This window comes from Streptomyces sp. NBC_00466, from assembly GCF_041433995.1.
Classification (GTDB): domain Bacteria; phylum Actinomycetota; class Actinomycetes; order Streptomycetales; family Streptomycetaceae; genus Streptomyces.
In genome coordinates this window covers 3,423,088-3,448,278 of sequence record NZ_CP107896.1, presented here as the reverse complement: position 1 = coordinate 3,448,278, position 25,191 = coordinate 3,423,088, and the positions used below count along the sequence as shown (strand labels likewise).

Sequence of the window (25,191 nt, the reverse complement as noted above, 5' to 3'; positions counted from 1 at the left end):
TGCCCGGGGCCACATCCGTACCGGCGTCCGTACCCGCTCCTGTCCCTCCGCCGGTTCCCGCGCACGTCCCTCCGCCGGCACCCGCGCCTGTCCCTCCGCCGGTTCCCGCATCCGGCTCCGTGCCGATACGCGTGCTGCTCGCGGACGACGAGCACCTCATCCGGGGAGCGCTCGCCGCGCTGCTCGGGCTGGAGGACGACCTGGTGGTCGTGGCCGAGGCCGCGTCCGGGCCCGAAGCGCTCGCCATGGCGCGGGCGCACCGGCCCGACGTGGCGGTGCTCGACCTTCAGATGCCGGGAGCCGACGGTGTGAGCGTGGCCACATCCCTGCGCACCGCTCTTCCCGAGTGCCGCTGCATGATCGTCACCAGCCATGGGCGGCCCGGCCATCTCAAACGGGCGCTCTCCGCCGGGGTGAAGGGGTTCGTTCCGAAGACCGCTTCCGCACAACGGCTGGCCGAGATCATCCGGACGGTGCGGACCGGAGGGCGTTATGTGGACCCGGAGTTGGCAGCCGACGCGATCTCCGCGGGGGACTCGCCCCTCACGGCCCGGGAGGTGGAGGTGCTTGAGCTGGCCGCGGACGGCGCACCGATCGCGGAGATCGCCGAACGGGCCTCGCTGTCGCAGGGGACGGTGCGCAACTATCTGTCGTCGGCCGCGTCGAAGCTGGGAGCGGAGAACCGTCATACCGCGGTGCGTCTCGCACGGGAGCGAGGTTGGGTATAGTGGATCCCGCGCACAGCGCATGCGGACGTAGCTCAGTTGGTAGAGCGCAACCTTGCCAAGGTTGAGGTCGCCAGTTCGAACCTGGTCGTCCGCTCAGCAGCAGGAAAGAGAAGCCCCCAGCCGGATTCCGGCCGGGGGCTTCTCCGCGCGCGGGGCCCGCCGGCCCAGCCCGGGAGCGTACGAAGGGCCCTGAACCCGCGGCCAACCGGCTTCGGGCCCTTCGCACTGACGCGCACCAGCGGTACTACCCAGACCGGACGCCACCGGGCACAGCCACGACGCGGTCGCGGCACGGCTGAGACGCAGCCACCGCACGGCCACCACCGCACGGCCACCACCGCCCGGCCTACGGCGGGGCTACGACGGGGCTACGACCAGGGGGTACCGGTCAGCACCTCGTACGCCTCCACATACTTCGCCCGGGTCGCGTCCACGATCTCCTGCGGGAGTGCGGGCGGCGGCAGTTCGCCCTTGCGGTCCCAGCCGGAAGCGTCCGACGTCAGCCAGTCGCGCACGAACTGCTTGTCGTACGAGGGCTGCGCACGGCCCGGCTTCCAGTCGGCAGCGGGCCAGAAGCGGGACGAGTCCGGAGTCAGTACCTCGTCGGCGATGACGAGTTGGTCGCCGTCGTAACCGAACTCGAACTTCGTGTCGGCGAGGATGATGCCCCGCTCACGCGCGATGCCCCGGGCCCGCTCATACACGTCGAGGGTCGTACGGCGCAGATCGAAGGCGGTCTCGGCGCCGTTCTGGCGGGCGACTTCCTCGTAGCTCACGTTCTCGTCGTGGTCACCGACGGCCGCCTTGGTGGCAGGAGTGAAGATCGGCGCGGGGAGTTCGGAACCGTTGGTCAGCCCCTCCGGCAGCGCGAGACCGCAGACGGTGCGGTGTGCCTCGTACTCCAGCAGACCCGACCCGGCGAGGTAGCCACGGGCCACGCACTCCACCGGGACCATCCGCAGCGACCTGCAGACCAGGGTGCGGCCCGCCCAGTCGGCGGGGGCGCCGGCCGGCAGGTCGGTGGAGATAACGTGGTGCGGTACGAGATCGGCGAGCTGGTCGAACCACCACAGCGACAGCTGGGTGAGCACCCGGCCCTTGTCGGGGATCTCGGTGGGCAGCACCCAGTCGTACGCGGACATACGGTCGCTGGCGACCATCACGAGGTCGCCCGCCTCGTTCTGGTACAGATCGCGCACCTTGCCGGTGTGCAGGTGTACCAGGCCCGGCACTTCCAGCGGCTCGGGCTTTTCTACGAATCCGGACACGGTTCCTCCCCGTGGTTCTGTCCAAGCGGTGGGGTCGGAGTTGATTCTCCCGTATGCGCTGCGTACGGGCCCCGCCAGGGTCGGCCCGCAGCCCAGGGGCGTTGCCGGACAGGGGCTACCGGACAGCATTGGGTGGGGGGCCGGGCGGCTGCTCGGCGGGCCGGGCGCCTGATCAGTCGCGCTTGCAGATGCGGTCGAGGAGGTTGGCTGTCGCGCGCTGGATCCGGGGATCCACATGGCCCGGGCGGTCCAGTGCGGGCGACCACGCGAAGGTGCCCGAGGCGAAGACGAGCGAGCCGGAAGGGGCGCGGTACAGGGACGTCTCCTGGTGCCGCATGACCCCCTCGCTGTCCTCGTACGGCGAGTGGGCGAGCAGGATCCGGCTCTCGTGCTGCGGGAGCGCGGTGCGCGGGAAGTAGCGGTCGGCCTCGCCCGCGACCAGACCGTCGAGTTCGTCACCCTCCCCCGCTCCGGTCGCGTCCCAGAGCCAGTGTTCGGCGTTCCGTACGACCAGCGGGCTCGGGTCGGGGACCCGGCCCGCGTACTGGATGCCGAGGAGTTGCTGTTCCGGCCGGTCGATCTCGCGCCACAGCGTGGGCTTCCCGGGACCGCGGCGTTTGCGGCAGGTGAGGAGCCGGTCAGGGACACCGGACGGGGAAGGGGCGAGGTCGACCTGCCAGTACATGGTGTTGGCCGAGAGGAAGACGAGGGAGGTGCCGTGTTCGCGGGCGGCCTCCGTCGTACGCCGCATGGGGACCGACCAGTACTCGTCGTGGCCGGGGAAGACCAGGCCGCGGTAGCGGGTGGGGTCGATGCGCCCGGCGTGCAGATCGCGGGCGTCGGCGTAGGCGAGGTCGTATCCGTAGCGCTCGGCCCAGCGGATGAAGTCGTAGGCGTGGCCGACGTGCAGGGGCAGGCCGGCACCCGCGTAGGGCCGGTCGAAGGAGACCGTGGTGGCGGCGTCCTCCTCGCCGAGGAGTCGGCCCTCGCCGTCCCACGCGTGGTAGAGGCTGGCGCCGGTGTGCCCGTCCTCCGGGTAGAGGTTGTAGGCCTGCCAGGTCACGTCGGGCAGGAGGAGCAGCAGATCCGCCGGGTGGCTGTCCCGGACGGTGAAGGGGATGTGGGAGCGGTAGCCGTCCACGGTGGTCAGCACCGCGACATAGGCCCCGATCGACCAGTACGAAGGGATCTGCAGCCGCCAGGAGAGCCACCAGTGGTGGCAGGAGACCGTGCGGTCGGCGGTGAGCGGGGGCGGCTGCACGATCCCGGAGATCCGCGGGCTGGTGGTGATCTTGGCCGCGCCGTCGCCGCCGTAGTGACCGATGCGGTAGATGTCGACGGAGAACTGCTGGGGCGGGTCGACCGTGACATGGAAGTCGATGGCCTCGCCCGGGGCGGCCGCGCCGTTCGACGCGAACCCCTTGATCTGCTTCTTCACGTCGTCGGCGGTGCGCGGACCGCTGGAGCGGTGGTGCGGGGCATCCGGGGCGTACCAGGGGACGACATGACCGGTGTCGTCCAGGTAGTGCTCGCTTCCGCGGAGCCAGGGCAGCGGGCCCTGCCCGAACGGATCCGAGACGGCGTGCGCGAGGGCCCCCGATTCCCAGCGCCGGATCTGCTCCGCCCCCATGCGGCTCCCCTTCCCTCGGCCACTCAGGCACAACAGTGATGCACCGACTGTCAGCGACCGGCCCCAGCACATCACATAAGGCACTCACTCCGTCACTGTTCGTCGCGAATTGGCGAGGAGAGTGCCGAATTCGTGGAATGATCCAGGGAGATCCCAAGAAGTTCAGAGGAGGGCCATCACCGCCCGCCCCACGTCGGCCGCGCCCCCGGTCACACCAGCCGTACCGGCTTCTCCGCGCGCACTCCCACCGCCGTCAGCCACCCCCGCAACGGCTCTCCGTCCCCGTCCTCCACCAGGCTCATCACGTGCCCGCCCAGGTCCGCCCTGCGCTCGCCGTCCACCAGCAGCGCGGGCCCGTCCAGCCAGTCCAGGCCGGGGGCCGCTCCGGCCGTGTCCACCGCCGCGCAGCAGACCATCGCGGTGACATGGTCGGCCAGCAGATCACGCCCGATACGGGGCGGCTGGAGCGGGAAGAGCGGGATCGCCCCGGTGTCCCAGAGCTCCTCGCCCTCCAGGATGCCGCCCGGCACAGGTGCCGGCGCCGCGGCCTCCTCGCGGGCGACCTCGGCGGTGACGGCAGCCGCCAGCGCCTCCGTGTCGTCGGCGACGAGATGGTCCAGGACGCGGGCCAGGGTGGGGCCGCCCGGCTCCTCGGCGGCCTGACCCGCTTCGGCCGTGCGGCGCACGCCCAGCTGGTCCAGGACGCGGTGCAGCCTGGCCGCCTCCGTACGCCACTTCCGGTCGGTGACCTCTTCCGGGTACTGCTGCCAGTCCACCGGGGACCAGTCGGGGCCGGTGTCGGCCGGGCCGCCGTGGAAGAGCCTGGCCGCGAGGAGGGAGGTGGCCGCGTCGACCGCGCCCGGCTCCTCCAGCAGGTCGCAGGCGGGGCGTTCGCCCAGCCGGGAGGTGAAGCCCTCGGCCAGCCGGTCCCTGCGCGACAGTTCGGTGAGCGCGGAGACCACTCCGGCGTCGAGACGGGAGGGCCAGCGGCCCATCCGCCAGGCGGGCAGCGCGACACGGGTCAGCAGCCGGTCCCAGCCCGCGTAGGCAAGACCCACCTGCTCCTGGGCGACGATCCGCAGCCCGTAGTCCACAGCCTGCGCACGGTCCGAAGCGGCAGCCGCGACGCCGCGCTCCATCTCGGCCGCATGGCCGCGGCAACTGCGCAGCAGCAGTCGCGCGGTCCAGCCGATGAAGCCGTACGCGATCCGCCGCACCGGGCCGAGCCCGGCCCGGGACGAGACGGCGACCGCCGCGTCCAGACCCCGTACGAACCGGCGCGAGGCCGCGATGTCGGGGTGCGCCGAGGGTCCCGTACCGGCGATGACCGGCGCGAGGAGAGCCCGCAGCTCCGCCACCCGCATCCACCACAGGAAGGGCGAGCCGATGACCAGCACGGGGGCGTCCGCCACCCGGCGCGCACGTATCGACCGTATTCCGCGCACAGCACCCAGCGGTCCGCCGGATATGGACTGCGCCGCGGGGTGCGAACGGTCCTCCAGCCAGCTGTCGCAGTCGGGCGTCAGCGCTATGGCCGACGGGACAGGCACTTCGAGCCGGTCCGCGAGGTCCCGCACCATCCGGTGCAGGTCGGGCGCGGACGACTCGGTGAGCGCCACCGTCGGACTGACGGCGGGCCCGGCCCTGGCGATCACGGTGCCCACGACTGCGGCCACCCCCACCACCAGCAGGGCGAACCCCGTCACCACCCACCGCGCCACGTCCCAGCTTCCGCCGCTGAGACGGCCCATGGCGCCGCCCGCCAACAGCACGACCGCGACGGCGGCCGGCAGCAGCGCGACGGCCAGGGCCCTGCCCCGGACCGCCAGAACGGCCAGCGCATGGGCGCGTGCGCCCTGCGCACCCCGCTTACCCCGCGGATTCACACGCGCATCACTCGTACGGTTGTCGGACACGGTTGGACGTCACCCCCCTCTGCCCTGCGACGGCTTTGCTCACTCCCCCACTGTGGCACCCGTCACTGACATCGCAATGCCGGTGGGCCAAGTGCCGGAATGCCTGCGCCGCAGACTAGTTGGGGTCCCGGCAAGCGTCATCCGGATGGGGCAGTCGTCACTCGATGGAATGGCTTTGGGTAAAGGTGCTGACGAGAAACCGTCAGATGGCTGCTGCTTTCGCAGCGATGTCCGTACGATGCTGCGCCCCGTCGAGCCGCACCCTGCCCAGCGCGGTGTACGCGCGCTCACGGGCCTCGCCCAGGTCGGCGCCGGTGGCGGTCACCGAGAGCACCCGGCCGCCCGCGCTCACCACCGCGTCGCCGTCCTGCCGGGTACCGGCGTGCAGAACGTACGCATGGGGCGCATCCTGGGCCGCCACCTCGTCGAGCCCGCTGATGGGGTCACCGGTGCGCGGGGTGTCCGGGTAGTTGTGCGAGGCGATGACGACGGTCACGGCAGCCTCGTCGCGCCAGTTCAGCGGGGGGACCGTGTCGAGGGTGCCGTTGGCCGCGTTCAGCAGGACACCGGCGAGCGGCGTCTTCAGCCTGGCCAGCACCACCTGGGTCTCGGGGTCGCCGAACCGGGCGTTGAACTCGATGACCCGCACCCCGCGTGACGTGATCGCGAGGCCCGCGTACAGCAGCCCCGCGAAGGGCGTGCCCCGGCGGCGCAGCTCGTCGACGGTCGGCTGGAGCACGGTCTGCATGACCTCGTCGACCAGCTTGGGGTCGGCCCAGGGGAGCGGGGAGTACGCGCCCATGCCCCCGGTGTTGGGCCCCTCGTCGCCGTCGAGCGCGCGCTTGAAGTCCTGCGCGGGCTGGAGCGGGAGGACGGTCACCCCGTCCGAGATCGCGAAGAGCGAGACCTCCGGGCCGTCCAGGAACTCCTCGATGACCACCCGGCCGCAGGCCAGCGCATGGGCGCGGGCGGCCTCGACGTCCTCGGTCACGACGACGCCCTTGCCCGCGGCCAGGCCGTCGTCCTTCACCACGTACGGGGCGCCGAAGGCGTCGAGCGCCGTGTCGATCTCCGCCGGGGTGGTGCAGACATAGGCGCGGGCGGTGGGGACGTTCGCCCCCGCCATCACGTCCTTGGCGAAGGCCTTGGAGCCCTCCAGCTGCGCGGCTTCGCGGCTCGGGCCGAAGCACGGGATGCCCGCGCCCCGTACGGCGTCGGCGACACCGGCGACCAGAGGCGCCTCGGGGCCGACGACGACGAGCCCGGCGCCGAGACGGACCGCGAGCCGGGCGACGTCCGCGCCGTCCAGCGCGTCCACCGCGTGCAGCTCGGCCACTTCCGCGATGCCCGCGTTGCCGGGGGCGCAGTGCAGGGAGGTGACCTCGGGGTCGAGGGAAAGAGAGCGGCACAGGGCGTGTTCGCGGGCGCCGCCGCCGATGACAAGGACCTTCACGGTGCGAAGCCTAGCCCGCGCACCGGGGCCGGCCCGGCGCGGGCCTTGTGCGGGCCACCGAAAGCGGTGGACGCACGCGTTCGTAGTTTTCTCCACGTACGCGACGCGACCGGCTGCTCCTGCGGCTCGGTCTACTCGTTCGTGTACTCCTCGACCACGGTCGCCCCCAGCTCGCGCACGATCAGATCGTGGCCGGAGAGCGCCGAGTCGACCAGGTCGGGATCGTCGTCCTCCGGGGTGTCGTCCTCCAGCGAGACGGGCGGCGGACCGTCCGGCACCGGCGGCGGCTCGGGCTCCCGGAAGGCCTGCGGCCGCTGGCGCTGCGGCGGTTCGGGAGCGGGCGGCTGCTGGACCGGCCCGGGCGCGGCAGAACCGCCTCCGGCCTGGGGCGCCGGGCGCTGCGGCACGGGGGAGGAACCGCCGGGGCCGGGGTGGTTGCTGCCGCCCGGAGGCTGCGTACCGCCGGAGGGGTCGACGATCGCGTCGACTCTCCACTGGACATGGAACTGGTCGGCGAGGACCTGCTTCAGTACGTCCTCGCTGCCGCTGGACGCGAAGTTGTCCCGGGCGCCCGAATTGGGGAAGCCGAGCTGGAGGGTGGTCCCGTCGAAACCGGCGACCTGGGCGTTCTGACTGAGCAGGATCCAGGTGAAGCGGCGCCGGTTCTTGACGGCCTCGAGGATGTCGGGCCACATGTTCCGCACCTGGGCCGCCCCCTGCGCCATACCGGGCGCGGGCGCGGCGGGGGGCGCGGAGGACGGGGCGGCGGACGCGGCGGGAGGGGCCGCCTGCGCGGGCTGGCCCTGCCCCGGAGCGGTGGCGGACGGCCAGCTGCCCGCCGGGCGCTGAGACTGGGGCTGAGGCTGGGCTGCGGGGGCGGCAGCACCGGGCCAGGCGCCGGGCTGCCGGGCGGCGGGAGCGGAGGCCGGGGCCTGGGCGGGAGGCTGCGCGGGAGCGGCGGGCGGAGCGGACGGAGCGGACGGAGCGGACGGAGCGGACGGAGCAGCCGAGGGGGCATTCGCAGCCTCAGCAGGAGGAGCAGCAGGAGGAGCGGCTGGGGCAGGAGCCGGGGCAGCCGCGGGACCGGCGCCGGGCACCGCGCCACCGCCGGCCCCCGCACCCAGGCTGTCCCCCCGGGCCGCGGCGCGAGCGGCGGCGGGTCCCGTGCCGGGCGCGACCGTCATGCCCGGCCCGGAAGGACCCGCAGCCCCAACAGGCCCACCGGGCCCACCAGTCGGCGCAGCCATCGTCGGATGTGCCTCGGCGCCCGGTACGTACCCCATGGCGGGCCCCTGCCCGCCGGGCACGAAGGCGCCGCCGCGCTCCAGACGGTCCAGCCGGGCCTGCAGGGAGCGCTCGTCGTCGAAGGCGGCGGGGAGCAGCACCCGCGCACAGATCAGTTCGAGCTGGAGCCGCGGGGAGGTGGCACCGCGCATCTCGGTGAGCCCGGTGTTGACCAGGTCCGCCGCGCGGCTCAGCTCGGCGGCGCCGAAGACGGAGGCCTGCGCCTGCATCCGCGCGACGACATCCGCCGGAGCGTCGATCAGCCCCTTCTCCCCCGCATCCGGCACGGCGGCCAGGATCACCAGGTCGCGCAGCCGCTCCAGAAGGTCGGCCACGAACCGGCGCGGGTCGTTGCCGCGCTCGATGACCTGGTCGACGAGCTCGAAGGCGGCAGCGCCGTCCGAGGAGGCGAAGGCGTCGATGACGGAGTCGAGGAGCGTCCCGTCCGTGTAGCCGAGGAGGGCGGTGGCCATGGCATACGTCACACCCTCCTCGCCCGCGCCTGCCAGCAGCTGGTCCATGACGGACATGGAGTCCCGCACGGATCCCGCCCCGGCCCGCACGACGAGAGGCAGCACGCCGTCCGCGACCTGGGCGCCCTCCTGCCCGCACACCTCGCCGAGGTAGTCGCGCAGGGTGCTGGGCGGCACAAGCCGGAAGGGGTAGTGGTGCGTACGCGACCGGATGGTGCCGATGACCTTCTCGGGCTCGGTGGTCGCGAAGATGAACTTGAGATGCTCCGGGGGCTCCTCGACCACCTTCAGCAGGGCGTTGAACCCCGCCGAAGTGACCATGTGCGCCTCGTCGATGATGTAGATCTTGTAACGACTGCTCGCCGGCCCGAAGAACGCCTTCTCGCGCAGGTCACGGGCGTCGTCCACGCCACCGTGCGAAGCCGCGTCGATCTCGATGACATCGATCGACCCCGGCCCGTTGCGCGCGAGGTCCTGGCAGGACTGGCACTCACCGCACGGCGTGGGAGTGGGCCCCTGCTCACAGTTCAGACAGCGGGCCAGGATCCGCGCACTGGTGGTCTTGCCACAGCCGCGCGGCCCGCTGAACAGATACGCGTGGTTGACCCGGTTGTTCCGCAGAGCCTGCTGCAACGGGGCAGTGACGTGCTCCTGCCCGATGACCTCGGCGAACGATTCGGGACGGTAGCGGCGGTACAGCGCAAGGGACGACACATGTACGAGGTTATCGGGGCCCACCGACAACCCACGCCCCGAGCGGCCCGCGCCCGGGAACGCCCCGGAACGCAAAGGGCCCCCCACGCACCCGCCAGAGCCAACCTACCCTTGCTGCCTTCCGGCCCTGGGGGAGTTCAGTCAGATAGCGCCACGTGAGGGGCTGACCCACACCCTAGCTGATCCACCGGGGTGGAATCGAGTTCGCTAGCACTCCTCAACGTCTTGTATTGTTTGCCGCGGAGGATTCGCCTAGTGGCCTAGGGCGCACGCTTGGAAAGCGTGTTGGGGGCAACCCCTCACGAGTTCGAATCTCGTATCCTCCGCACCCGCCCATCAGGGCAAACGAAGGTCCCTGCCGCTCAGCGGCAGGGACCTTCGTCGTTGCGTGGTTGCAGTTTTGGTTGCAGTTGCCTGCCTGGCGCCTCCACCTGACTGATCGCAGGGGCGCGCTCAGCGAAAACGGCGCGCTTGTCAGTGCTCAGCCATATCGTCGTTTCCCAGGATTCGAACGGGACCGAGACCATGGAGGTCGGACACCAGATGCGGGCTGAGGAATCACACTTCGCCGACCTCGTGCAGGGGCGAGCCCAGCAGTTCCAGGTCCCGCTCTACCAGCGGACGTACTCCTGGACGGACAAGCAGCTCGCGCAGCTGTGGGGCGACATCCTGGACCAGGCCGAGCTGGTGGATGCGGATGCGACAGCGAGCACCCACTTCCTCGGCTCTGTCGTGCTTGCGCCCTCGCCTCAGAACGAAGCTACGTTCCCGCGGTGGCTTGTCGTCGATGGTCAGCAGCGGCTGACCACTCTCTCCCTCGCGCTGGCGGCCATACGTGACCACATCGCCGGCACACAGCCGGACGAGGCGGAGCGCATCGACGAGGAATACCTCATCAACAAGCGCAAGAAGGGCGCAGACCGCTTTCGGCTACTGCCGACCCAGGCGGACCGGCCGCAGTACGCCGCGCACGTACATGGTGTGCAGTCGGAGCAGTCGTCGGGAGACAGGGTCGCGGGGGCCTACCGCTTCTTCCGTCGCAAGCTTGTGGAGCTCGTCGAGACGGACGATCCTGCAGCCTCGCAGGATTTGCTGCGCATCGAGCAGGCCATCACGTCGAGACTCACGCTGGTCACTGTGACCGCGGAGCGCGGCGACAACGTGCACCGCATCTTCGAGTCCCTCAACAACACCGGCCTGAAGCTCAGCCAAGCCGACCTGCTGCGCAATTACCTGTTCATGCGCCTGCCGACCCGCGACGAGCAGGTGTACGAGACCCACTGGCTGCCGCTGCAGAGCAGCCTGAGCAACGACGAGCTCGAACAGCTCATGTGGCTGCAGTTGGTCCTCGACGGAGACGACCGGGTACGCCGTCAGGACCTGTACACCGCACAGCAGCAGCGCTTCGAGCGCCAGGCATTGAGTGGAGCGCAGGCTGAAGCGGATGTCGAGGCGTACATCAAGGAGCTGCATCGCCGCAGTGCGCACTTCCGTAAGATGATCCGCCCCGAGGAGGAGCCGGACCCTCTGGTCCGCGGCCACCTGAAGCGGTTGCATAACTGGCAGGCCGTGGTGACCTATCCCGCACTGATGCTGATACTCGACCGGCGGGATCAAGGAGATGTCGACTCCGCCGAAGCAGCCCAGGCCTTGTCCTATGTCGAGAGCTTTCTGGTGCGGCGGACGATCTGCCGGGTGCCGACCAACAACCTCAACAGGATCTTCCAGTCCGTGCCCGCACAGCTTCCTCAGGACGTGGGCGTGGCCGACGGGCTGCACCAACTCCTCTCCGCCGAGAACCGCTTGTGGCCCGATGACGAGGAGCTGCGCGAGAAGATCCGTACCGCGCCGTTCTACCAGTACGGGCGGCCGAACCAACGCCGGTTGGTGCTCCAGCGGCTGGAGGAGAGCTACGACCATCCCGAGCCGGTCGACTTCGCGTCGGCGCAGCTGACCATCGAGCACGTGATGCCGCAGTCGCCCGGGGACGAGTGGATGCGCATGCTGGACGACGACGCCACCCAGGGCGAGAGTGCGGAAGACCTGCATGCCCGGCTGCAGCACACACTCGGCAACCTGACGCTGACCGGTGTGAACTCAGAGCTGTCGAACCATCCCTTCGAACGCAAGCAAGGGCTGCTCGAAGGCAGCCACCTGGAGATGAACCGGCGCATTGCCGCTACCGAACGATGGGGCGTCAAGGAGATCCTGGCGCGGGCCGGCGATCTCACCGACCGGGCTATCCGCATGTGGCCCGCTCCTCTGGCTGGCGTTGGACGCGCCGAGCGCAGCCGGGACTGGCGCCTCGCCCATCAAGTGCTCGCCGCGCTTCCACACGGCACCTGGACGTCCTACGGAGACGTTGCCGCGTGCATCGGCTCGGGGGCGCAGGCCGTGGGCGTCCACCTGGCCAACACCGATGGCGTGGTCAACGCCTACCGGGTGCTGAATGCGGATGGGAAGATCGCAGATGGTTTCCGCTGGACCGGATCCGACGGCGGCGACGTGCGTGCCCGGCTGGGCGCCGACGGTATCCACTTCACTGCCACCGGAGCAGCTGATCCAGCACAGCGCCTCAGCGTGGACGATCTCGCCCTGCTCCTCGACGGCGCCGAGGACCAATCTGCGGAAACTGCTTCGCTGCCCCAACCTGAGCAGCAAGGAGAAGAGACCCGGGCTGCGCGGTTCCTTCACCAACTCGCGGCGGACGACACCCCCGCGACCGTCTCCGCCGTCCGAGAGCTTTTCGCCCATTGGGAGAAGCTCGGGGGATGGATCGGATATGGCGCCGGCGATGTCATGACCAGTGCGTTCCTCATGCTGGGACAGGCAGGGGCACCGGGCCGCGGCATCTGGCCACTGACGCTCTACCCCGGCGGCGGACGCGGCGGCACAGCGGAGGTCGTGTTCGTCTACCTGTCGAACCGCGAGCCCTTCACAGACCGCGCGCTGCGCGCCGAGCTACTGAACCGGCTGAACGAATTGGAGGGCGTCTCGATCCCGGAGGGCAAGCTGGAACTGCGCCCCAGCTTCCGCCTATCTGCGCTGGAAGACGACGGAAATAGAGAGCGCCTGTTCGCGACGCTGGCCTGGTTCCGGGATTGTTGGGAGGGGAGGGACTTGGCCTGATGTGCCCGTCGGCTCCGGTGAGCCTGCAAGGAGCGCGGCGCGTTTGTTGCGCTCCCACCCCGGCGCGCGTGCCCCTTCCTGAAGGATCAGCGCTCGACTTCGCGGGGCGGCTTAGACAGCCGCATAGCACCTGGTCAGTGTCGTGGTTCACCATCGCGGACGCCGGGACTCCGACAATATGGACCACGTCATCTCCACATCGCAAGGGATCACCGCATGGCCTCGAACTCGACGCCCCGGCACCAGGGCCGTCTCGAACTGACCTGGACCGACAAGGACAAGACGCTCCTGTCGACTGGGGACGGCAGGTACGACTACACCTTCGTCGACCCGACGGATTACCGGGTCTCCGAAGTTCGTCTCCTCCACGAGGCCGACCGAGTCGAGGCGCCGACACCTGCGAGCCGCCCGGCGGAATTGCCTGAACCGACAACCGACAACCTCTTGATCACCGGCGATGCGATGCACGCGCTGGACGCACTCGCCAAGATCCCGGCATACTCCGAGAAGTACGCCGGGAAGGTCAAGCTGGTCTACATCGACCCGCCCTTCAACACGGGCCAGGCGTTCGCCCAGTACGAGGACAACATCACGCACTCGATCTGGCTCACCCTCCTGCGGGATCGGATCCGCCAGATCAGGCCACTACTCGCGGACGACGCATCTGTGTGGGTGCATCTCGACCACATGGAGTCGCACCGGTGCCGCGTCGTTCTCGACGAGGAGCTCGGGGAGAACAACTTCGTCGCCGAAGTCGCCTGGCAGAAGGCGGACTCACCCCGGAACGACTCCAAGCTGCTCTCGACCTCTCAGGACACGATCCTGGTCTAATGGAACGGCGATCTCATCGCCGCGATCCTCATTCACTTCGCCTACCAGGGCGGCTTCCTGCGCGTCACGGTGCGACCACACATCATGGCCCCCTTGAACCCTGCGGTAACCGGGCTCAAGCCTGCCGACCCTGCACGACTGAAGTGGCTGGGAAGAGCCGCTTTCAACGCCACTGTGGATGTCGTAGTCGGCCTCTCCCGCTTACCGCGACGACGTCCCAGGCCACGGCCGGAACTCGACCCCGGCACCGGACCAGTCAGCCTGCGTGAGGTCTACAGCGTCCGCTGGATCGACGACATGCACATGAACGACGACGCCCGCTACTACGTGCAGATGATGCAGCGCCGAGTCTTCGACTCCACCGAAATCTTCCTGCGCGACCACAACGTCGACATCGCCGCGTATCGCCAGCAGTCCACCGCCATTTACAACTTCGGCGTGATGAACGGCGGCACTATGAGCGGTCCTGTCCAGGCCGCTCCGTTCTCACACGACGCCTCGACGAACTAGCCCACCAGCAATCAGGAGCCGCTGCCATGCCCAACCGCCACCAGCCCGACTCGTTCCCCGCCGGCACGAACTTCGGCATCGTCAACAGCGGCCACATGAGTGGCGCCCAGGCCGCACCCTTCTCCCAGAACGCCAGCCAGACGAACAACATCAGTCCGGCCGCCACCGACGCGGCCCGAGAGAGCATCGAGGCCCTACGCCAGGACCTGGAGGCGCTTCGAGGCCGACACCCTGACGCCGATGGTGCCCTGCGCGACCTGGACGAAATCACTCCACGCATCGACGAACCTGACCGTGACCCAAGTGCATTGCGCTACATGCTCCGCAATCTCGTCGAGCGCTGCGGAGGCATCCCAGGCATCCTGGCCGCCGCCCAACTCGTCCAGTCGACCGTCACCGCCCTGCTCCCCGCCTCATAGAGATTGCCCTCGTTGAAGCGGCAGCACACCCCCGCTAGGGCCTCGTCGCAGCAACCCTTCACACGTCTTGTAGTGTCGTGATTTCTGTCCGTGACGCCATGGCCAAACGGGGGCTCGTGTGTCGGTCATCATGGTTGCGGCGGCGGTCTACGGAGTGCTGCAACTCGCCGTGATCGCATCGCCGGTGAGGTCGCTGCGGTTGTCGACCGTGGTGCTGACGGTCGCCGTCGGCGTCTAGGGCAGCGGAGTTGTGGCCGCACTCATCGAACTCGGCTACGCCCACGTCATGGCATCGAGCGCCACGCAGCCACTGGTCGAAGCCATGGGACGGGGCAGTTACACCCTTGTCCCGGTGTTGGAGGAGCTCGCCAAGCTCGCGCCGTTGCTGCTCGCGGGTCTCAATATCAAGATCCGCTACCAACTCGGCCTGAGCGACTACGTGATCCTCGGCGCCGCAACGGGCGCAGGGCTTGGCCTGTACGAAGTACTCCTGAGCCATCTTCTCGACGCTCAGCGCGCTGCCCCGTATCCTTACGGTGGCTGGATGCTGTCCGGGGGCCTGAGCCTCAGCTCCACGTACATACCCGACTTGCACACCGTACTGACCACCTGGCTGCCGGCCTCGCTGGGGAGCCTGGATCTCAGCTTCACCCAGCCCAGCCTGGACACCAACCTCCACCTGGCCTGGGGAGCCATCGGAGCACTCGGCGCCGGGCTGCTCCTGCGCGGCCGCGGCTGGCGACGCCTGTTCGGACTGCTGCCGATCGCCTACGCGATGGGCCACCACACCCTGGTCAACTACACGGGCAGCCGCGACGCCCACCCACCCGGCTGGACAACCTCCCTGCTCGGCACAGCCAACGGCCTGGTGACGTACGCGCCGCTGATCTGTCTGGCCATCGCCATGGTCCTGGACTTCGCCCAGCTGCAACGCGGCAAACAGGCCATGCCCGCCGTCCTCCTGAACGCGGAACGCACCGGGAACGCCGCCATCGGCCCCCTGACCACGTTCGGTGCACAGTGCCTTCCATGGACAGCGCTCATCGCGCTGCGCTTCGCCCGCATGCGCAGATCCCTCCTCTACGCCGCTGGACGCACAGACCCCGCACGCCTTGAACTGCTGCATACGGCAGTCGCAGACACGGCCGCACGGATCGACGCAGTTAACCAGGACAGGGCATGGGATTCGGAGCGAATACGGGCTTACCTCAGAGAAGTTCGCCCCAGCCGCCCGTGGCGACGGCGCTGGCCTCTCCTGGTCATCCCGCTCGTCCTCATGACGCCTTCCCTGCTTTTCCTGGCTCTTGGCTCATTCACCTCTACCAAGGGCCTTCAACATCACTTCACCACGGGTGCAGGCCCAACGTTGCTGATGTGGTTCGGCATAGCCGCACTCATCTGGGCCCTCATCCAGTTGGCGCTCTTGCTACGGGCCTGGCGGACCACTTCGCGGCCGCCCCTGGCCGAGCCTCAAGCCGTTGTGCGGCGCGTGTTCACCGCCGTCGGTTCCACTCTCACCACGGGCCTGCTCCTCGCAGCTCGCTATCGCGGCACCCCCTTGAACGGTGACGTCACCGATTCCCTCGCGATGCTGCTTGCGGCTCTGGAAAACCTCGAACTGTATGCGGGCATCGCCCTCACCATCCTCGCTCTCGCCGCCCTGATCATGCTCTTCCCACCCGGCGGGCTCGTGCTTGCCGGCGGCGGAATCCTGGCCGGCGCCGCGTCAGTGGAAGCAGCGCAGGCCGCAGCCCTTGGCACAGCAGGGGTGCTCTTGATGGCGCAAGGCGCCCATGGGGCCGATGGTGGTGGTGAAGGCGGTCAGTCTTCGGGCTCGTCGGCCTCAGCCGACGGGTCTGCCAGCTCTGGTCCGGGAAAGGGGCCATGGCAGGCGACCGATGACATCAAGGGTCCGGCAGCCGGTAAGCAACTGCGATTCCCGAATTCCCGGCACACCGTATCCGGCTCGAAAAGCGGTGAAGTCAAGGAGAGTAACAGCGTTATCCTGCGGGGACAGGAGCGGGAGGTCGCACAAGACGTCAGCGATATAGCGCAAGGCAAGGCGAAGCACATCAAAGACACTGACCGCTACGAAGTCAACGGGCGCACCTACGGCGTGGAGCGAAGCGGAACGGTCTACCCGGACAGTGGGCCAGGTATCGCCAAACTCGACAGAAACGAATACGCGGCGCTCCAACAGGTCACCAAGGCAAAGGGAGATATTTCTGCCGCTCCTCAGCTCACCAGAAATCCGCGTTTCACAAACAACCCAGAAGCCGTCCAAAAGGCGTTGAAGATCTACAACGGGATCTACCCATGACCTACAACTTGATCGCTACCGAAACGGCCACCCCTGATCGCCTGGCTCCCGCCCTGGGTGCCGCTCTGGGCGTAGCCGCCGGGGATGTCGACGTCGCGGATGCCGATGGTGACGCCGACGTACGGAACTGGGAGGCGCTAGTCCTCTGCGACTACAAGGCGGTCCGTGGCGACCTTGCCTGGTCACTGGATATCTACGTGCAAGATCAGCTGTCGCAGAGGCCCTCGGAGGCCGAGATGGCGTCGCGGCTTGCTTCCGCCACCGGAGCCGCGGTCCTCTTCCCCGCCGAGTCGGATCCGCCGAGCGCGTACTGGGCCGCCACCCCGGAAGGCCGCTTCACGCGGGCCCGCATGCTCGTCTCGGACGATGACCAGAGCTACAGCGTCGATGCTGTCGAGGAATACGTCACGCAACTGCCTTCGGCTGAGGTCGCGCTCATCCCGGAAGTCGTCCCGGAGCTGCCCATCGCCACACCGCGCAGGGACGCCTTCGTGGCACAACTGCGGGCTTCCGCAGTCACCGAAGCCGGCTTGCAGGGTCCGGCATCGCCCGATGAGCCGGGCAGCGTTGCGTGGGAGGCATGGACCGGGCTGGGCGCCTGGGAGAAGCTCGTCAACCACATGGCAAGCGGCTGGGAAGGCTCAGGATGGTGTCCTCCTGATCTCTACCGACGACGCCTCGAAGCCCGGGACGACCTCGAAAACCTCCCCCGGCAACTACCACCTGCTGTAGCAGCGAGCCTCCAGGCAGTCCTGCAACAACTGGACGCCACCTTCGCCACGCTCACCATCGAGGACAACCAGGGTTTGCTCATCCGGCAACTGCTCGGGGAGACGCGAACAGACAACGGGAAGGGCTGGTGGTGGCACCGGCACCCCGAACCGCTGCCATGGCGTCGTCGGACGTAATCGCGCCCCGCCGTCCAATCGCGCCAGCGCGGCGACACGGTCTACCTCTGAAGCATGGAGGCATTCCCGGGCGTTGGTAGCGCCACGGGGAGGGTCGTACACACCAACTGCCGTCGCTTCATGGAAGCCGCGCGCTCGGAAGCGGCATTCCCTGCCACCGCAAACATGCCGATACTCGCCGTCATGACCTCAACTTCGCAGGAAGAGATCGGCACCGCGGCGCAGGCCATCACGGACCTCCACATCGCGACGGTCCCTGATGAACATGCTCGCGCAGCCGGCCATGCTGCGGCCAACCTGTGCTCCGGCGCCGGCGCTGACCTCTTGTATGCCCCGCCCAGGCTGCAGCAGTTGATCGCCGAGGCCATCGAGGTCGGATACGCGACGGCCCTACGTGACGTGCACAACGGCAATTTCGACGAGGACATCCAGGAATGGCGTCCTGTTCTGTTCGAGGAGTGAGTCTGGTCCCGGAGCAGCGCGAGGACATCCGGGTCCCTCTCAGCGAGAACGTTCCGGGCGGCGCCACCGTCCACGTGATGGAGGGCTGCCTCCGATTGAAGCCGGAAGCACGCCGTCTCGTCGACCGTCTCTGGAACTACTGCAATGTCCTGCGCGACGACGGCGTATCGAGCCTCGAATACCTGGAGCAGCTCAGTTTCCTGGGGTTCCTCAAGATGGCTGCCGAGACAGAGGAGGCCAACAAGGACCTCCCCGCAGAGCAGCGCCGCCATATGCTCCCCGGCACCGACGAGTGGGAGGGACGCGGCTGGACTGGGCTTCGACTTCCTGGCCAGATCGCCGAGTAGTGTGCCAGCGCCCCGGAAGGTCCGGGTAAAAGTCGGTCTCGAACGACCAGGCAGGCGTCGCCCACCGCTCAGGCGTGCCGAGGTTCAGCCGACGTACACCGACAAGGTCGGCCTCCTCCAACAGCCGGCCCGCGCCGCCGACAGCATCGTGGTGCAGACCAACGCGATGCGTTCCGATCAGCGGCGTTCCGCTGAGAAGCCGTGTCCGCCCCCACTACGTCAGATGTCGGACTGTCGTCCGTGGCGCTTCTCCCCCGCGGCCTTCGTGCTCAGATAGGCCGCGATCGCGAAGAGGCAGAACGCTACGATCGCTGAGAGTGCCGAGGTGCTCTCGTGCAATGGCCAAGCCCACGGGTACGGCCTTTGGCCGGGGCCCAATCCGACGAGCGCACACCCCACGGGGACCAAGGCCACAGCCAGAGGGCCGAACCTCGCTCCGAAGAAATTCTGCACGATGAGTCCCACACCGATGTACCCGACCAGGTTGCGGGCGACGCCGGGCGCCAGGTCGAAGTCGAGCCATCGCATCTCGATGAACCCAAAGACCAGAGCTACCAGAGCGGTTCCAGCGACCACGGCTGTCCGATACGCCGCAACGGGTCGAACGGCTACGGCGTCGGGCTCCCACGGCGCCCTGCTCAGCGCGTGCAGGAGCACGCAGGCAGGCACTACGGGGAGGGCAAGGGGGACGGGGATTCCCCTTCCCAGGCCCCCGAGGAGAGAAGGGATGGGCAAGGCGGACCCCGCGAGCAGGGGAGCAACAGCAAAGGTCGCGAGCAGAACAGCGCCGTAGGTACGTGCCATATGGACACGCAGCCACCAGATCACGACGGCCCCGCAGGCAAGGTTTGGAAGGACGCGGGGTTGAGGTCGGGCTTCACTGCGCAGTCCAGGACGGAGCGCATGTTGCGCTCGAACCAGGCGTGCTGCTGTGCGGGGCTCAGCATGCGTACGTGCTCGGCAAGGGTGACAGCGCCGCCTACCCAGTGCTGCATGAGATCGGCCTTGGGTTCGCCGCCCGTCAGCGCGAGCCACGCGTAGATCGCGGTCTGGGCGGCATCTCCGGGGTAATCGGCCTGGGGCTGCATCGCGCAGGCGGGGGGCTCGTGGGGAAGGATGCTGGTGGCCGCAACTGAGCGAACGTTACTTTCCGTCGGCCGGGGCTGGCCGAACTCCAGTCGCGGTGCGGTGGAAACGCCGACTGCGCGAACGCGACGCGTGGCGTCCTGGGCCCACTGGGAGATTTCCTTCTGGCGGTCGTACTGCTCTGGCCATACGCACACCGCGGGTCGGGCACCGGAGCACTTCAGGAGATGGTGGTCCCGAGCCTGCGTTCCTTGGAACTCCAGCGGAACCGCCAGCCCGACCGAGACGGCTGTTCCCACAACCACGGAAGAAAGCACGTAGGCACGGTGACGGCCCTTTTTTGTCCCGAAGACCGCGGCCAGGACGGCGGCCCCGACGAGCCCGGCGGAGAAGGTGATCGTGGCCGCCATGCTGCGCACAGAGGCGGTCTGGTTGAGACCGCAGCACTCCACGACACCCTGGCCGTTGAGATGGCGCAGCCACGGTACTTCCCCCAGAGCGGCCGGCCAGAACCCCCAGAGGTAGCCGAAGATGAGCATGACGGCCGCTCCCAGCATCCGCGGCATCAACGGGCCGATGAGCCAGCCGAGCGCGATGTGGGAGAGGACCACCGTGTAGGCGGTGACCAGGACTCCCAGGCTGGGAAAGCCGGGTGCCCCTACAGCCGCGGTGGAGATAGCGAGGAGCGAAGCCAGCAGCCCCAGAGCCCCGAGCACGGCAACGGGGGCCAGGTGCATCCACGCGATCTGGAGGCCGCTGCGGGCCGGTGCCCAGCTATCCACCCCGGCGCGGTGAATTCTTGATGCCTCCCAGGCTGCGCACGCACCACAAGCGGCACTGACGAAGCCCAGAACGATCAGGGATTGTGTGGTTGCAGACTCCCAGTACTCGATCACAGAGTCGGTGTTCTGTGCGCCGAACCAGAACAGGACGGGAACGAGGATGAGTGCGATCCAGGCAGCCGGGCCTGACCGCAGCAGCGTGTTGATCCGCATGACTCAGACCTCCCCACGGACCATGGCGCGGTAGGCGCTCTCCGCGCGCCGCTCGACCGCCACATCCTCGGGAGCCCGGGCGAAGAACTCGCCCACCGTGCCCTGGAACATGTTCTGTCCCCGGTCCAGGACTATGACCGTGTCGTACACGTCTGCCAGGTCCTCGGTTTGGTGTGTGGACACCACGAAGCTGACGGAGCCTGACAGCTCAGCGAGCAGGTCTCGGAAGACTCCGCGCTGCACAGGGTCGAGGCCGGCCGTCGGCTCATCGAGCAGGACGACGTCCGCCTCATGGATCAGGGACTGCGCGATCCCCAACCGACGCAGCTGTCCGCCGGACAACTCGTGGCTGCGCCGCTGTGCTAGTTCCGTCAGGCGGACCTGCTCCAGGGCCCGGGCGGAACGCTCCCACGCCTCGGACTTCGACAGCCCCTTCAGCCAGCCCGCGTAGGCGGCCTGCTCTCGCACCGTCAGAGACGGAACAGACTTGATCTGCTGCGGCAGCCACCCCACCCTCTGACGGAACACCTTCCGGTGCCGTCTCTCTGCACTGTCCAGACGACCCAGTTGGACGCGGCCGGAGTCGGGGGACCGAACGGAAGCCCCCAGGGACAACAGAGTCGACTTGCCAGACCCGTTGGGGCCGAGCAGCACGGTGCACCCGGAAGGGAACTCCAGGGTCAGCTGGTCGAGCACCGGGACTCCAGCGCGGTACGCGAACGAGCAATCAGTGAAGCGGAGCGGCACAGCACGTCCAGGTGGTCAGGCGGAACGAGATGAGAAGGGCATTGTGCCCGGCCCCGCTCAAATGCGGGCCCGGGCACAATACTTGCAAATCAGTACTTGATGGTCACGCTAGAGACGTTGAGCTTGTACCCCGGCTGGTCAGTGCCGTTGAGCCCCGCGTAGTTGAAGTAGTAGGTCCCGGCGGCCTTGTCCCCAAAGCTACTGGTGTCGCAGTAGTTGTTGTCCCGGTTCACGACAGGGTCAGGGAGGGCGGCGCGCGCCTTCTTCAGCTGAAGCGAAGCATACGAGAACCGGTTCGGGGTCGAACCGGTGTTGCAGCCGGAGAACTTCACCGACGTTGAGGTCGAGTCGAGGTTCTTGTCCTCCCAGTGGCTCGACTCCTTGCCCGTCCCCCATCCACCGATGTGAGTGCTACGGCTGCCCTCCGCGAAGGCGGGCGCGATGGCGATCAGGCTGATGACTCCTGCACCTGCGGCGGCTGCGGCGATCTTGTGGTACTTGTTCATATTCCCCCTCCGTCTTAAAACACGTTCCACCACCGGTAACGGCACGTGGCCCCCCCGTGACGGAATGAATTTTGCAGTGTGATCATAAGCGCACACACCGTGCTCCTGAGTAGCGATTATGTTCGATTTGAGGAACATCTGAGGTTGCGCAAGCGAATGCAGATGGGAGGACATCCGCCCCCTGACAGCTAGTCAACAACGTTGCATAAGACTGCTCTTGCCCGATCGAACCTAGCCCTACATGCACTTTCGCCAGGTCGTCAGGCCGCGCCCGTTCAGGGGCTACATGCCCTACCCTGCTCGGGGCATGGCTTGGCCACCGGATCGACTGCGGCGTATGCAAACGGTTGAGACCTGTGGCGTGTCGCCCTCGGAGCGGCCGTGGCCTGGTTGCAGTTCTGGTTGCATTCACCTCCGTACAGCACTGTTCAGGCGTCCCTTCCTTACCTTCTCCACCACAGGTCAGGACGTTCCCGTACGCCCCAGGACCCCCGGACGAACATTTGGAAAGCGTGTTGGGGGCAACCCCTCACGAGTTCGAATCTCGTATCCTCCGCAGGCAGAAGGCCCGGACCGTGCGAACGGTCCGGGCCTTCGTCTTTTCCCGTCCTCCTTCAGCTTCGCGGCTGGATCTCGGTGCCGACGGGTTCGACGCGTTCGACGCGTTCGACGCGTTCGACGGGTTCGGTGAGCGATGCGACCAGGTCGTCCACCACCGGTGGGCCGCCCGTGACGCGCAGGGCCTCGACGCGGTGGGACAGCTCCGGCTGTGACAGTGGGATGCCGACCAGGTCCTGCCGCCCGGCGAGCGCGAAGCGCGGGAGGAGACCCAGGCCCTGTCCTCCGGCGAGCAGCTCGGTGTACGTACGCACGTCGTGGCCGTCGTACCGCAGGGCCACCCGCAGGTGGGGGCTGTCTCCGACCATGGCGCACAGGTCCGCCAGGGGGGCGCTCACGCCCGGTGCGTCGATCCACCGGGCGTCGATCAGGTCCGCCAGCCGCAGATCCGCGCGGTGTGCCAGGGGGTGGTGGGGCGGCAGGGCCACCACCACCGGCTCCCGGCAGACCGGTACGCCACGCAGCCCGGCCACCCGGGACGGGCGCAGGGGGTCATCGGGCAGGGCGAAGCCGTCGACCAGGCCGAGGTCCAATTCGCCGGTGGCGACGCCCTCGGCGACCGCCTGGCGAGGCAGCGTACGTACCGTCAGCTCGTGCGCACCGGCACGCCGGGCCACCTCGCCGATGATCCGCAGTGCGTGTGCGGTGGCCGCCAGTGGACAGATGCCGACGGTCAGCCGCCCGGTGGTTCCGCCCTTCGCCCTCTGGACCTCCGCGCGTGCGGCGTTGATGCGCAGGAGGATCGAGGCCACGTGGTCCATCAGCCGGGCACCGGCCTCCGTCGGGCCGACTGGCCGCCGACAGACCAACTCGACGCCCAACTCCCCTTCCAGCGAGGCGATCTGCTGGGACACCGCGGACTGCGTATAGCCCAGCTCCCGGGCGGCGTCGGAGAAGGAGCCGTGCGTGATGACGGCCGAGAAGGTCTTGAGCAGGCGCGGGTCCACTGGATCAGCATTACTTATCGAGGAATCAGAAGCTATCGTTTGTCCTTTTGTGGTGGCCGCTGGATGATTCCGGCGTGCCCACCACCGTCGCACCACGCCCCCAGGCCGGCCCGGACCTTTCGCGCACCCGGCCCGCCCGGATCGCGCTCGTCGGCGAGCGGTCGGCGGGCGTGCCCGCGCACACCCGCTACGCGCCGATGCTGGAGGCGCTGTGGCGCCGCGAACGGCTGCTGGTGGACGCCTACTGGGTGTCAACCGCGCAGCTCGACGGCCCTCGGGACCTGGCCGGTTTCGACGGCATCTGGCTGGTGCCGGGCAGCCCGTACCTGAGCGAGGCCGGAGCGGTGAGCGCTGTGCGCACGGCCCGCGAGCGGGACATCCCCCTGCTGGCGACCTGCGGCGGCTTCCTGCACGTCCTCCTGGAATTCGCCCGCCACGTCTGCGCGCTGGAGGGTGCCGCCCACGCCGAGAACTCCCCCGGCAGCCCGCTTCCGCTGATCGTGCCGCTGTCACGCGACCTCGCGGGCCATGAGGGGACTGTCCGCATCGAGCCCGGCTCACTGGCCGAGGAAGCGCTCGGCGCGCGTACGACCGTGGAGCGCTACCAGTGCACGCACGCTCTGGACCCCCGGTACGCCGGCACCCTGCGCGACCACGGGTTGCGCTTCACCGGCCACGACGACGACGGCCACCCCCGCATCGCCGAACTGCCGGGGCACCGGTTCTTCCTGTCCACTTTGTTCCAGCCCGAACTGGCCGACGACACCTCCCGGCCCCATCCCCTGGTGCGCGCCTTCGCCTCGGCGGCGGTCGGGCGCAGCGCGGAGACGTGATCGAGGGGCACAGGTCCGCCCCCGTGAAACGCACAGCAAGAACGCGCGACAAGAAGCGCACGGCAATTCGAAAGGACTCGAAGTGGCAAGCTCCGTAGACGCCTTATCCGCTGTACCGGCCAAGTCGTGGGTACCTCAGTTCGTCATCTGCTCGATGATCTGGGGATCCGGGTTCGCGCTCATCAAGATCGGTGGCGAAGCCGGTATCGAACCGGGTTGGGTCGCCTTCTGGCGGTGCTTCTTCGGAGCACTGGTGCTGTGGGGCCTGGTACTGGTGCGGCGGCTGGGAGTGCCGCGTGACCTGCGGGTGTGGGGGCACGCCCTGGTGGTGGGGACGGTGCTCAATGCCTTCCCCTTCACCCTGTTCGCCTGGGGCGAGCAGTACATCAACTCCGCCACGGCCGGCGTGTGGAACTCCACCATTCCCCTCTTCACCCTGGTCTGGGTAGTGATCATGCTGCCGGACGAGAAGCCGACCCTGCGGCGGCTGCTCGGCATCGGCACCGGCCTGGGCGGCGCCCTGGTGGTGCTCGGCGTGTGGTCGGGCGGGCAGTCCTCGCTGATGAAGGGGAGTGTGATCTGCCTGGTCGCCACCGCCTCGTACGGGCTGGGCTACACCTACACCCGCCGTTTCCTGTCCGGCGGAGACATCCCCGCGATCACCCTGACCGCCATTCAGGTCAGCTGGGCGGCCCTCGAACTTGCCGTGGCCGCCCCACTGTTGAGCGGGGCACCCATTTGGGGCGGGACGGGGCCGATGGCCGCCATGGTGATGCTCGGCGCCGTGGGCACCGGGCTCGCGTACATGTGGAACCTGTCGGTGATCCGCGCCGTGGGCTCGACGGTCGCCTCCACGGTTGCGTATCTCACTCCGGTGTGGGCGGCGATCGTCGGGGTGTTCTTCCTCAACGAGTCGCTGGGCTGGAACACCGTGGTGGGCGCGGTACTGATCGTCAGCGGCGTACTGCTGACCCGCACCGCGCCGTCACGTCCGGTGGCTGGGGCCAAGGCCGAAGCCGAGGAGGAGGAAGAGGGGACCGTGCAACCGGCGCGACCCTGAGGAAGGC

At 68.6% G+C, this 25,191-nt stretch carries 21 protein-coding genes, 2 tRNA genes and 1 other RNA gene; 13 read left to right on the top strand and 11 right to left on the bottom strand.

What is annotated here, in order from left to right:
- Positions 1-119 precede the first annotated feature (119 nt).
- Both OG210_RS15280 and OG210_RS15275 read left to right on the top strand, forming a co-directional pair.
- Positions 120-728 carry a response regulator transcription factor gene (locus tag OG210_RS15280; RefSeq protein ID WP_328328661.1) on the top strand — a complete coding sequence of 203 codons (609 nt, stop codon included), beginning with the start codon at positions 120-122 and terminating at the stop codon, positions 726-728.
- Positions 729-749: 21 nt separating this feature from the next.
- A tRNA-Gly gene (locus OG210_RS15275) sits at positions 750-822 on the top strand.
- 274 nt (positions 823-1,096) lie between these two features.
- Here OG210_RS15275 and OG210_RS15270 read toward each other — a convergent pair.
- The 6 genes from OG210_RS15270 to ffs form a co-directional block, all read right to left on the bottom strand.
- The gene (locus tag OG210_RS15270) at positions 1,097-1,996 is read right to left on the bottom strand and encodes a phosphoribosylaminoimidazolesuccinocarboxamide synthase (RefSeq protein WP_328328663.1); all 900 of its coding nucleotides are present in this window, start codon (positions 1,994-1,996) and stop codon (positions 1,097-1,099) included.
- 172 nt (positions 1,997-2,168) lie between these two features.
- Positions 2,169-3,626 (bottom strand): N,N-dimethylformamidase beta subunit family domain-containing protein, encoded by a 1,458-nt coding sequence (locus OG210_RS15265; protein WP_328328665.1) that lies wholly within the window; start codon positions 3,624-3,626, stop codon positions 2,169-2,171.
- A 209-nt stretch (positions 3,627-3,835) separates the two neighbouring features.
- Positions 3,836-5,512, bottom strand: a complete 1,677-nt coding sequence (locus tag OG210_RS15260) for a hypothetical protein (RefSeq protein ID WP_328328667.1) — start codon at positions 5,510-5,512, stop codon at positions 3,836-3,838.
- 232 nt (positions 5,513-5,744) lie between these two features.
- Positions 5,745-6,995, bottom strand: coding sequence for a phosphoribosylamine--glycine ligase (purD, locus tag OG210_RS15255; protein WP_328328669.1), 1,251 nt, complete (start codon positions 6,993-6,995; stop codon positions 5,745-5,747).
- 131 nt (positions 6,996-7,126) lie between these two features.
- Entirely contained in the window at positions 7,127-9,466 is a 2,340-nt protein-coding gene (locus OG210_RS15250) for a DNA polymerase III subunit gamma and tau (protein ID WP_371537023.1), read from the bottom strand.
- A gap of 72 nt (positions 9,467-9,538) precedes the next feature.
- Positions 9,539-9,633, bottom strand: an RNA gene (gene ffs / locus OG210_RS15245) — signal recognition particle sRNA small type.
- 74 nt (positions 9,634-9,707) lie between these two features.
- Between ffs and OG210_RS15240 the strand changes: the two genes are divergently transcribed.
- From OG210_RS15240 to OG210_RS15200, 9 genes are all read left to right on the top strand, one after another.
- Positions 9,708-9,792, top strand: a tRNA-Ser gene (locus OG210_RS15240).
- A 151-nt stretch (positions 9,793-9,943) separates the two neighbouring features.
- Positions 9,944-12,595, top strand: a complete 2,652-nt coding sequence (locus OG210_RS15235; RefSeq protein WP_328335511.1) for a DUF262 domain-containing protein — start codon at positions 9,944-9,946, stop codon at positions 12,593-12,595.
- Between the two features lie 216 nt (positions 12,596-12,811).
- Positions 12,812-13,426 carry a site-specific DNA-methyltransferase gene (locus tag OG210_RS15230; RefSeq protein WP_328328673.1) on the top strand — a complete coding sequence of 205 codons (615 nt, stop codon included), beginning with the start codon at positions 12,812-12,814 and terminating at the stop codon, positions 13,424-13,426.
- Positions 13,427-13,519: 93 nt separating this feature from the next.
- Positions 13,520-13,936: a hypothetical protein gene (locus tag OG210_RS15225; protein ID WP_328328675.1), complete on the top strand. Its 417-nt coding sequence runs from the start codon at positions 13,520-13,522 to the stop codon at positions 13,934-13,936.
- Positions 13,937-13,962: 26 nt separating this feature from the next.
- On the top strand, positions 13,963-14,355 hold the full coding sequence (locus OG210_RS15220; RefSeq protein WP_328328677.1) for a hypothetical protein: 393 nt from the start codon (positions 13,963-13,965) through the stop codon (positions 14,353-14,355).
- A gap of 250 nt (positions 14,356-14,605) precedes the next feature.
- Positions 14,606-16,675: a hypothetical protein gene (locus tag OG210_RS15215; RefSeq protein ID WP_328328679.1), complete on the top strand. Its 2,070-nt coding sequence runs from the start codon at positions 14,606-14,608 to the stop codon at positions 16,673-16,675.
- Positions 16,672-17,583, top strand: coding sequence for a hypothetical protein (locus OG210_RS15210; RefSeq protein ID WP_328328681.1), 912 nt, complete (start codon positions 16,672-16,674; stop codon positions 17,581-17,583). The genes OG210_RS15215 and OG210_RS15210 overlap by 4 nt, the downstream gene beginning before the upstream one ends.
- 120 nt (positions 17,584-17,703) lie before the next feature.
- Positions 17,704-18,045 carry a hypothetical protein gene (locus tag OG210_RS15205; RefSeq protein WP_328328683.1) on the top strand — a complete coding sequence of 114 codons (342 nt, stop codon included), beginning with the start codon at positions 17,704-17,706 and terminating at the stop codon, positions 18,043-18,045.
- A complete protein-coding gene (locus OG210_RS15200; protein ID WP_371537017.1) occupies positions 18,042-18,392 on the top strand; it encodes a type I restriction-modification system subunit M N-terminal domain-containing protein in 351 nt (116 codons plus the stop codon). The genes OG210_RS15205 and OG210_RS15200 overlap by 4 nt, the downstream gene beginning before the upstream one ends.
- Positions 18,393-18,611: 219 nt before the next feature.
- Here OG210_RS15200 and OG210_RS15195 read toward each other — a convergent pair whose 3' ends face one another.
- The 5 genes from OG210_RS15195 to OG210_RS15175 form a co-directional block, all read right to left on the bottom strand.
- Entirely contained in the window at positions 18,612-19,196 is a 585-nt protein-coding gene (locus tag OG210_RS15195) for a hypothetical protein (protein WP_328318363.1), read from the bottom strand.
- 20 nt (positions 19,197-19,216) lie between these two features.
- Entirely contained in the window at positions 19,217-20,473 is a 1,257-nt protein-coding gene (locus OG210_RS15190) for a hypothetical protein (RefSeq protein ID WP_328328685.1), read from the bottom strand.
- A gap of 3 nt (positions 20,474-20,476) precedes the next feature.
- A complete protein-coding gene (locus OG210_RS15185) occupies positions 20,477-21,169 on the bottom strand; it encodes an ATP-binding cassette domain-containing protein (RefSeq protein WP_371537013.1) in 693 nt (230 codons plus the stop codon).
- Positions 21,170-21,309: 140 nt separating this feature from the next.
- On the bottom strand, positions 21,310-21,726 hold the full coding sequence (locus tag OG210_RS15180) for a hypothetical protein (RefSeq protein WP_328328688.1): 417 nt from the start codon (positions 21,724-21,726) through the stop codon (positions 21,310-21,312).
- Between the two features lie 614 nt (positions 21,727-22,340).
- Complete coding sequence (locus OG210_RS15175; RefSeq protein WP_328328690.1) at positions 22,341-23,291, bottom strand: LysR family transcriptional regulator; 951 nt, start codon at positions 23,289-23,291, stop codon at positions 22,341-22,343.
- Positions 23,292-23,365: 74 nt separating this feature from the next.
- Here OG210_RS15175 and OG210_RS15170 point away from each other — a divergent pair, with 74 nt between their 5' ends.
- Positions 23,366-24,124, top strand: coding sequence for a hypothetical protein (locus OG210_RS15170; RefSeq protein ID WP_328328692.1), 759 nt, complete (start codon positions 23,366-23,368; stop codon positions 24,122-24,124).
- An 82-nt stretch (positions 24,125-24,206) separates the two neighbouring features.
- The gene (locus tag OG210_RS15165) at positions 24,207-25,184 is read left to right on the top strand and encodes a DMT family transporter (RefSeq protein ID WP_371537010.1); all 978 of its coding nucleotides are present in this window, start codon (positions 24,207-24,209) and stop codon (positions 25,182-25,184) included.
- Positions 25,185-25,191: the final 7 nt, after the last annotated feature.